This window comes from Mesorhizobium sp. M7A.F.Ca.US.006.01.1.1 (assembly GCF_003997935.1).
GTDB lineage: Bacteria > Pseudomonadota > Alphaproteobacteria > Rhizobiales > Rhizobiaceae > Mesorhizobium.
Genome location: NZ_RZQL01000280.1, coordinates 1 through 8397 on the forward strand (window position 1 = coordinate 1; position 8397 = coordinate 8397).

9 protein-coding genes are annotated in these 8397 nt (G+C 64.4%); 8 read left to right on the forward strand and 1 reads right to left on the reverse strand.

The features are described from left to right. From EN943_RS31925 to EN943_RS31960, 8 genes are all read left to right on the forward strand, one after another. Positions 1 to 915 (forward strand): NADH-ubiquinone oxidoreductase-F iron-sulfur binding region domain-containing protein (locus EN943_RS31925; protein WP_206522845.1); only part of this gene is annotated, 915 nt, incomplete at its 5' end. A 10-nt stretch (positions 916 to 925) separates the two neighbouring features. Further along, positions 926 to 3838, forward strand: a complete 2913-nt coding sequence (fdhF, locus tag EN943_RS31930) for a formate dehydrogenase subunit alpha (protein WP_127415993.1) — start codon at positions 926 to 928, stop codon at positions 3836 to 3838. A 2-nt stretch (positions 3839 to 3840) separates the two neighbouring features. After that, entirely contained in the window at positions 3841 to 4671 is an 831-nt protein-coding gene (fdhD, locus tag EN943_RS31935; protein WP_127415994.1) for a formate dehydrogenase accessory sulfurtransferase FdhD, read from the forward strand. Next, the gene (locus tag EN943_RS31940; RefSeq protein ID WP_013528015.1) at positions 4661 to 4972 is read left to right on the forward strand and encodes a formate dehydrogenase subunit delta; all 312 of its coding nucleotides are present in this window, start codon (positions 4661 to 4663) and stop codon (positions 4970 to 4972) included. Before fdhD ends, EN943_RS31940 begins: the two co-directional genes overlap by 11 nt. Positions 4973 to 5085: 113 nt before the next feature. After that, on the forward strand, positions 5086 to 6639 hold the full coding sequence (locus tag EN943_RS31945) for an alpha/beta fold hydrolase (protein WP_127415995.1): 1554 nt from the start codon (positions 5086 to 5088) through the stop codon (positions 6637 to 6639). Positions 6640 to 6749: 110 nt separating this feature from the next. Further along, positions 6750 to 7229 (forward strand): carboxymuconolactone decarboxylase family protein, encoded by a 480-nt coding sequence (locus EN943_RS31950; RefSeq protein ID WP_127415996.1) that lies wholly within the window; start codon positions 6750 to 6752, stop codon positions 7227 to 7229. 83 nt (positions 7230 to 7312) lie between these two features. Continuing rightward, entirely contained in the window at positions 7313 to 7675 is a 363-nt protein-coding gene (locus tag EN943_RS31955) for a nuclear transport factor 2 family protein (protein WP_027039678.1), read from the forward strand. Between the two features lie 55 nt (positions 7676 to 7730). Beyond that, positions 7731 to 8045 carry a hypothetical protein gene (locus EN943_RS31960; RefSeq protein ID WP_127267881.1) on the forward strand — a complete coding sequence of 105 codons (315 nt, stop codon included), beginning with the start codon at positions 7731 to 7733 and terminating at the stop codon, positions 8043 to 8045. Positions 8046 to 8181: 136 nt separating this feature from the next. Here EN943_RS31960 and EN943_RS31965 read toward each other — a convergent pair. Then, on the reverse strand, positions 8182 to 8397 hold a 216-nt coding region (locus EN943_RS31965; protein ID WP_127415997.1), incomplete at its 5' end, for an aldehyde dehydrogenase family protein.

Sequence of the window (8397 nt, forward strand, 5' to 3'; positions counted from 1 at the left end):
GCCACGAAGGGCTTCGTCTATGTCCGCTCGGAATATCCGCATGCGGTGGCGGTGATGAACAAGGCCGTCGAGACCGCCCGCAAGGCCGGCGTTCTCGGCGCCAGCGTGCTGGGTTCACCCTACGCGTTCGACATGGAGATCCGGGTCGGCGCCGGCGCCTATGTCTGCGGCGAGGAGACGGCGCTGCTCGATTCGCTCGAAGGCAAGCGCGGCATGGTGCGGGCAAAGCCGCCGCTGCCGGCGCATAAGGGGCTGTTCGGCAAGCCGACGGTGATCAACAACGTCATCTCGCTGGCCTCGGTGCCTGTCATCATGGACAAGGGTGCGGCCTACTACAAGGATTTCGGCATGGGCCGCTCGCGCGGCACGATCCCGATCCAGATCGCCGGCAACGTCAAATATGCCGGTCTGTTCGAAGCCGCTTTCGGCATGACGCTGGGCGAGATCGTCGACGAGATCGGCGGCGGTACGGCCACGGGACGTCCGGTCAAGGCGGTGCAGGTCGGCGGGCCGCTCGGCGCCTATTTCCCACGCGCGCTGTTCGACACGCCATTCGATTATGAAGCCTTCGCCGCCAAGGACGGGCTGATCGGCCATGCCGGCATCGTGGTGTTCGACGACACCGCCGATATGCTGAAACAGGCGCGCTTCGCCATGGAGTTCTGCGCCATCGAAAGCTGCGGCAAGTGCACACCCTGCCGCATCGGCTCGACGCGCGGTGTCGAGACCATCGACAAAATAGTCGCGGGCATCGAGCCGGAGAAGAACCTCGCTCTGGTCACCGATCTCTGCAACACGATGAAATTCGGCTCGCTCTGCGCGCTGGGCGGCTTCACGCCCTACCCTGTGATGAGCTCGATCACCCATTTCCCCGACGACTTCAAGCCCGCGCCCGTGCGCGTGGCTGCCGAATAGGAGCTGGCAGATGAACATCAAAGCCGACTTCCCATCCCTCGTCGAAGAGATCGACTACGGAACCCCGCAATCGACGGCGCAGAAGCAGGTCACGCTGAACGTCGACGGGCGCAGCATCACCGTGCCGGAAGGCACCTCGATCATGCGTGCGGCGATGGAAGGCGGGGTCGAGATCCCCAAGCTTTGCGCTACCGACATGCTGGACTCCTTCGGTTCGTGCCGAGTCTGCCTTGTCGAGATCGAAGGACGCGGCGGTACGCCGGCATCGTGCACGACGCCTGTCGGCGAAGGCATGATCGTGCGTACGCAGACCGAGCGGCTTGACGCCATTCGCCGCGGCGTCATGGAACTCTATGTCTCGGACCATCCGACCGGCTGGAACGAACAGGCCGGAACCGGCGCCAGCGAGTTCGATGCGGTGGCGAAATCAATCGGCCTGACCGAGAACCGCTACGGCATCGAGGGCCGCAACCACGTCAAGCCGGAAGGCGGCGTGGCGCCCGGCCATGGCTCGCTGGCGGTCGATTATATCGCCCGCGACGAATCCAATCCCTATTTCACCTATGATGCCTCGCAATGCATCGTCTGCTCGCGCTGCGTGCGGGCCTGCGAAGAGGTGCAAGGCACTTTCGCGCTGACCATCGAGGGACGCGGCTTCGAATCCCGGGTTTCGGCGGGAATGCACGAGGCGTTCATCGATTCGGAATGCGTGTCCTGCGGCGCCTGCGTGCAGGCCTGTCCGACCGATGCGCTGCGCGAGAAGACGGTGCTTGCCAAGGGCCTGCCGGAGCGCTCGGCCGTCACCACCTGCGCCTATTGCGGCGTCGGCTGCTCGTTCAAGGCCGAGGTGAAGGACGACGAGGTCATTCGCATGATGCCCTACAAGGAGGGCAAGGCGAACCACGGCCATTCCTGCGTGAAAGGCCGTTTCGCCTATGGCTACGCCACCCACAAGGACCGCATCCTGTCGCCGATGATCCGCGAAAAGGTCACCGACCCGTGGCGCGAAGTGAGTTGGGAAGAGGCGATCGCCCACACAGCGAAAGAATTCCGCCGCATCCAGTACCAGTACGGACGCACCGCGATCGGCGGCATCACCTCGTCGCGCTGCACCAACGAAGAAACCTACCTCGTCCAGAAGATGGTGCGGCAGGGTTTCCGCAACAACAATGTCGACACCTGCGCACGCGTCTGCCATTCGCCGACGGGCTACGGGCTCGGCCAGACCTATGGCACGTCTGCCGGCACGCAGGATTTCGATTCCGTCGACTTCACCGACGTCGCCGTCATCATCGGCGCCAATCCGGCTTCCGCTCACCCGGTGTTCGCCTCGCGGCTCAAGAAGCGGCTGCGCCAGGGCGCCAAGCTGATCGTGCTCGATCCGCGCCGCACCGAGATGGTCAAGTCGGCCCATATCGAAGCGGATTACCACCTGCCGCTGAAGCCCGGCACCAATGTGGCCGTGCTGACGGCGCTGGCGCATGTGATCGTCACCGAGGGCTTGTTCGACGAAGCCTTCATCCGCGAACGCTGCGACTGGACGGAGTTCCAGGATTGGGCATCGTTCGTCGCCTTGCCGGAAAACAGCCCCGAAACCGTCGGCAAATTGTCCGGCGTCGATCCCGAGTTGATCCGCGGTGCTGCGCGTCTCTACGCCACCGGCGGCAACGGCGCGATCTATTACGGCCTCGGCGTGACGGAACACAGCCAGGGTTCGACCACTGTGATGGCAATCGCCAATCTCGCCATGGCCACCGGCAATATCGGCCGACCCGGCGTCGGCGTGAACCCGCTGCGTGGCCAGAACAACGTGCAGGGCTCCTGCGACATGGGCTCCTTCCCGCACGAACTGCCGGGCTATCGCCACATCTCCGGCGAAGCCGTGCGCGATATCTATGAGACCTTGTGGGGCGTGAAGCTGGACGACGAACCCGGCCTGCGCATCCCCAACATGCTGGACGCCGCCGTCGACGGCAGCTTCAAGGGCATCTACATCCAGGGCGAAGACATTCTGCAGTCCGATCCCGACACCAAGCATGTCGCCGCCGGCCTTGCCGCGATGGAATGCGTCGTCGTGCATGACCTTTTCCTCAACGAAACGGCAAACTACGCGCATGTCTTCCTGCCGGGCTCGACCTTCCTCGAGAAGGACGGCACCTTCACCAACGCCGAGCGCCGCATCAACATGGTGCGCAAGGTTCTTGAGCCGAAGGCGCGCTACGCCGATTGGGAGGCGACGCAGGAGCTTGCCCGCGCAATCGGGCTGGACTGGAACTACCAGCACCCCTCCGAGATCATGGACGAGATCGCGATGACCACGCCGAGCTTCGCCGGCGTCTCCTTCGAGTTGCTCGACCGCGTCGGATCCGTGCAATGGCCCTGCAACGAGAAGGCGCCGCTCGGCACCCCGATCATGCACATCGATGCGTTCGTGCGCGGCAAGGGCAAGTTCATCCGCACCGAATATGTGGCGACGGACGAAAGGACGGGGCCGCGCTTCCCGCTGCTGCTCACCACCGGTCGCATCCTGTCGCAGTACAATGTCGGCGCGCAGACCAGGCGCACCGACAACAGCATGTGGCACTCGGAGGACCGGCTGGAGATCCATCCGCACGATGCCGAGAACCGCGGCTTGCGCGACGGCGACTGGGTCCGGCTGACCAGCCGCTCGGGCGAGACGACGCTGCGCGCGCTGATCACCGACCGGGTGTCGCCCGGCGTCGTCTACACGACGTTCCATCATCCGGACACTCAGGCCAACGTTATCACCACCGACTTCTCCGACTGGGCGACCAATTGTCCGGAATACAAGGTGACGGCGGTGCAGGTCGGCGCCTCCAACGGACCGTCGGAATGGCAGCGCGACTATGACGAGCAAGCCAAGCAGAGCCGGCGCATCGCGCCTCTGCAGGCGGCGGAGTAGTCTTGAGCGCGCGCCGCAAAGCCACGACGCAGGTATCGCGGCTGGCGCACCGCGCGGTTGGGACGACGGCTGCCAACCGGATGGTGCCGGAAGAGACGCCGGTGGCGTTCTCCTTCGCCGGCACCACGCATGCGGTGATGATGGCTAGCCCGGCCGATTTCGAGGATTTCGCGCTTGGCTTCTCGCTGACCGAGGGCATTATTGCTGCGCCGGAGGAGATCGAAGCCATCGAGGTCGAGGATCATGGCGCCGGCATCGACATTCAGATCCGGCTGAAAGACCGAGCCAACACACGTTTCGAAGCGCGGCGGCGAAGGCTCGCGGGTCCGGTCGGCTGCGGGCTCTGCGGCATCGAATCGATCGAGGAAGCGATGCGCTCGGTCGATGCGGTTGGTGCGTCAAAACTTACGCTTGATGCCGACGACATCGTCCGTTCGGTCAAGCTCCTCTCCAAGGTGCAGCCGCTGCACACCGAGACCGGGGCGGTACACGCCGCCGGTTTCTATGTGCCTAGCAAGGGCATCGTCATGGCGCGCGAAGATGTCGGCCGTCACAATGCGCTCGACAAGTTGGCCGGCGCGCTGGCCAAAGCTGGTATCGATGGCGCATCCGGTGCTGTCGTGGTGACATCCAGGGTTTCGGTTGAAATGGTGCAGAAGACGGCTTCCATCGGCTCGGCCTTCATCATCGCCGTCTCGGCGCCGACCGCTCTGGCCATCCGCACGGCGCAAGAGGCCGGCATGACGCTGGTGGCGCTGGTTCGCGGAGACGATTTTGATATTTTCACCCACCCCGACCGGGTGGTTTGCGGAGTTGCCAAGCATGTCGCATGACGAAGAACACATTATGAGCACCGCCGAGAAGCTGGTGCGCATGGCAAATCAGATCGCCGACTTCTTCCATTCCAAGCCGCGCGAGGAAGGCATTGCCGGCGTCGCCGAGCACATCAACAAGTTCTGGGAGCCGAGGATGCGGCGGCAGTTCTTCGAAATGCTGGACGACGGCACCGGGAACTTCAACGAGTTGGTGGTGGCCGCCTCCGCCAGGATCAAGCGACCGATCACGCCGGCTGCGGCCGACCTCAAACTCGGGCTCAAGCCCTCCCCTGCCGACGTCGCCGCCTCGCAGGAATAGCCGCCAAGCCGCGCCAGCTTACATTCACAATCGCTAAAGTTTAAGCTGCCGCAATCCGCGCTGTTCTGCTATGGTTTGACGACCAGAAATCGTCAGGCCGGGGTGGAAATCTCGTGAGGCCGATCGAGACGCGATACGCCCGTAGCGGCGATGTGCGGATCGCCTATCAGGTGGTCGGGCAGGGATCGTTCGATCTCGTTTTCGTGCCGGGTTTCATTTCCAACCTCGACCTGCACTGGGAAGACGAGGGCTATACCAGGCTCTTGAAGCGGCTTTCGGCATTCTCGCGGCTGATCCTGTTCGACAAGCGCGGCACGGGTCTGTCCGACCGCGTCGACGCGCATAACCTGCCCAGTCTCGAAACGCGGATGGACGATGTGCGCGCGGTTATGGACGCCGCCGGCAGCGGCCGTGCGGCGCTGCTAGGTTCCTCCGAAGGCGCGCCGATGGCGATGCTGTTCGCCGCCACCTATCCGGAGCGGACACGGGCTCTGGCGCTCTATGGCGGCTATGCGCATTTCCACAAATGGGTGATGTCGCCCGAACGTCTCAACGCTTTCATCGAGATGGCGGAGACAGCCTGGGGCACCGGCGCCACTCTGCCCCATTTCGCGCCGAGCCGGGTCGACGACGCGCATTTCGCTCAGTGGTGGGCTCGCTTCGAACGATTGTCGGCGAGCCCGACGGCGGCGGCGACGCTGGCGCGCATGAACGCCGACGTCGACATCCGCCACATCCTGAGCGTGATCAGCGCACCGACGCTTCTGATACATCGCCGCAACGATGCGCGGGTCGACCCCGATGCCAGCCGCTTCCTTGCACAGAAGATCCCCGGTGCCCGGCTGGTCGAGATTCCCGGACGCGACCATCCGATCTGGACCGGTGATGTCGATGGGGTGGCCGACCTGATCGAGGAATTCCTGACCGGCGAACGCGCCGTCGGCGAAGTGGACCGCGTGCTGGCGGCGCTTCTGGTGACACGCATCTACGATACGGCGCGGCTCGGCGACCGGATGTGGAGCGAACGCAGCCAACGCTTCCAGGAAACCTGGCGGCTGCTGGTCGGGCGCCATGGCGGGCGTTCGGCGGGCCTGCATGGCGAGTTGATGATTTCGCGCTTCGACGGCCCGGCACGCGCCATACGCTGCGCGGCAGCCCTGCGCGAGGCGGCACAGGAAATCGGCGTGGCAAGCGCGCAAGGGGCGCATGTCGGCGAGATCGAGGTGCGCGGTCCGCCCGTCGGGATGACGGCGCGGGTGGCGATGCAACTGGCCTCCCATGCCGGCCGCGGCGACATTATCGCGTCGCGTCTGATCGCCGACCTGGCGGCTGGGTCGGGCCTGCATTTCACCGATGCCGGACGCATCAGCGTCGACGAATTGGAGGAGCCGCTGGTGCTGGTCCATGCGACTTCCGAACAGCATCTGGAACCCGCCTGCCGGCCCAAACCCAAGGCTGCCGAGCCGGCCGCATTGACGGCGCGGGAAAGCGAAGTGGTGAGCCTCGTCGCCGACGGCAAGAGCAATGCCGCGATCGCCGCCGAATTGAGGCTGAGCGAACACACGGTCAAGCGCCATGTCGCCAACATACTGCTCAAGCTGGACCTGCCGTCGCGGGCGGCGGCGGCGGCGTTTTCGGCCAGGCACCCTGGCCCGCACGGGCCATGAGAGCCATGGCGCTTTCGGGCGAAGCGGCCGTGAGCGGGTAAGCGCTATCAATTCTCTCCATGCAGGCCAGGCGGATGTCGCCGGGAAAGGTGCTGCGAACGGAGGAGGAAATGCTGAAGTCGAACCGGACACTCAAATCGCTGGTGATAGCGGCAGGCGTTGGAGCGCTGTTCGCCATCGCTCCGGCAAAGGCCGAGGACGCGTCCGCGGCGGCGACCTACAAGGACATCGAGGCGACGCTCGGCTCGGTGCCGGACATGTTCAGGACGCTGCCGGATGTGGCCGTTGCCGGCGCTTGGGCCGAGATCAAGGGCGTGCAGCTCAACCCGAAGACGGCGCTTGACGGCAAGACCAAGGAACTTTTGGGCCTCGCCGTCGCGGCGCAGATCCCATGCCAGTATTGCATCTATTTCCACACCGAGGCGGCCAAGCTCAACGGCGCCAGCGACGAGGAGATCAAGGAGGCGGTCGCGATGTCCGCGATCGTGCGCCACTGGTCGACAATGCTCAACGGCAGCCAGGTCGATCTGACGACCTTCAAGAAGCAGGCCGACGACGTGTTCGCGGCCGTCAAGGCGAAGTCGCAGTGAGGAAATCCCTGCCCGGCGACGAGCGCCGGGCAGCCCTTCGACCATCAACCGCCCGGTCGCAAGACGGGCCAATGGAGGATGACATGCTGACCAAGACCCAAACAGTGGATGGCGCATCGATCAAGAAGGCCATCGAAACCCGTGACGGCAAGATGCTGTCGAGCTTTTACGCCGAAGACGCGCTGGTGCGGGTGATCGACCGCAACAACCCGCCGAGCAAGCCGCGCGAGATCCGCGGACGCGCCGCGATCACCACATTCTGGGACGACATCTGCAGCCGCGCGATGACCCACAAGGTCGATACCACCATCGCCGATGGCGACAGCCTCGCCTTCACCCAGGCCTGCGCCTATCCGGACGGCACCAAGGTGTTCTGTGCGGCGATGCTGGAGCTGAAGGACGGGCGGATCGCAAGGCAGACCGTCGTGCAGGCCTGGGACGAGTAGATCGACGGCCGGTGGATCAACCGCGGCTTGGGCCGCAAACCTGGAGGAGAAGACGATGTTCAGCGCCAGATGGCAGATCGACGCCAAGTTCGGACACAAGCAGACCGTGCTCGACCTGTTGAAGAAATGGGAACGCGAGATCGGCTCGCAGGTCGGCATCGACGAGCTGGAATTCCAGATCATGACCGGTTCGATCGGGGCGCGGGAGGCGACGGTCGAGTCCCATCACCAGGTCGAAAGCCTGGCCCAGTTGGAGGCGTTCTTCGCCAAGATCGGCAAGATCGACGCGCATGCCAAATGGGGCAAGGAGATCGAGCCCTATGTCGTGTCGGGCACCAGCCTGTGGAATATTTATCGCATTGTGGAGTAGTGACTCTTCTCCCCGTTTCACGGGAGAAGACGCCGGCAGGCAGTGAGGGGCGGAGCCGGCTTTGCCAAGGACGCGCTGCCCCTCATCCGGCCCTTCGGGCCACCTTCTCCCCGTAAAACGGGGAGAAGGGAAGGCGCTAGCTGTGAGCCACCATCACATGCCGCACGGCGGTGTAGTCTTCCAGCGCATAGAGCGACATGTCCTTGCCGTAGCCGGACTGCTTCAACCCGCCATGCGGCATCTCGTTGGTCAGCATGAAGTGGGTGTTGATCCAGGTGCAGCCATATTGCAGGCGGGCGGCCGTCGCCATGGCGCGCGAAACGTCCTTGGTCCAGACCGATGACGCCAGGCC

Bases quoted from the DNA above. Each gene is read 5' to 3' on its own strand.
- EN943_RS31950 (WP_127415996.1), top strand. From the start codon at position 6,750: ATGCTGAAGTCGAACCGGACACTCAAATCGCTGGTGATAGCGGCAGGC.
- fdhF (WP_127415993.1), top strand. From the start codon at position 926: ATGAACATCAAAGCCGACTTCCCATCCCTCGTCGAAGAGATCGACTAC.
- EN943_RS31960 (WP_127267881.1), top strand. From the start codon at position 7,731: ATGTTCAGCGCCAGATGGCAGATCGACGCCAAGTTCGGACACAAGCAG.
- EN943_RS31940 (WP_013528015.1), top strand. From the start codon at position 4,661: ATGTCGCATGACGAAGAACACATTATGAGCACCGCCGAGAAGCTGGTG.
- EN943_RS31955 (WP_027039678.1), top strand. From the start codon at position 7,313: ATGCTGACCAAGACCCAAACAGTGGATGGCGCATCGATCAAGAAGGCC.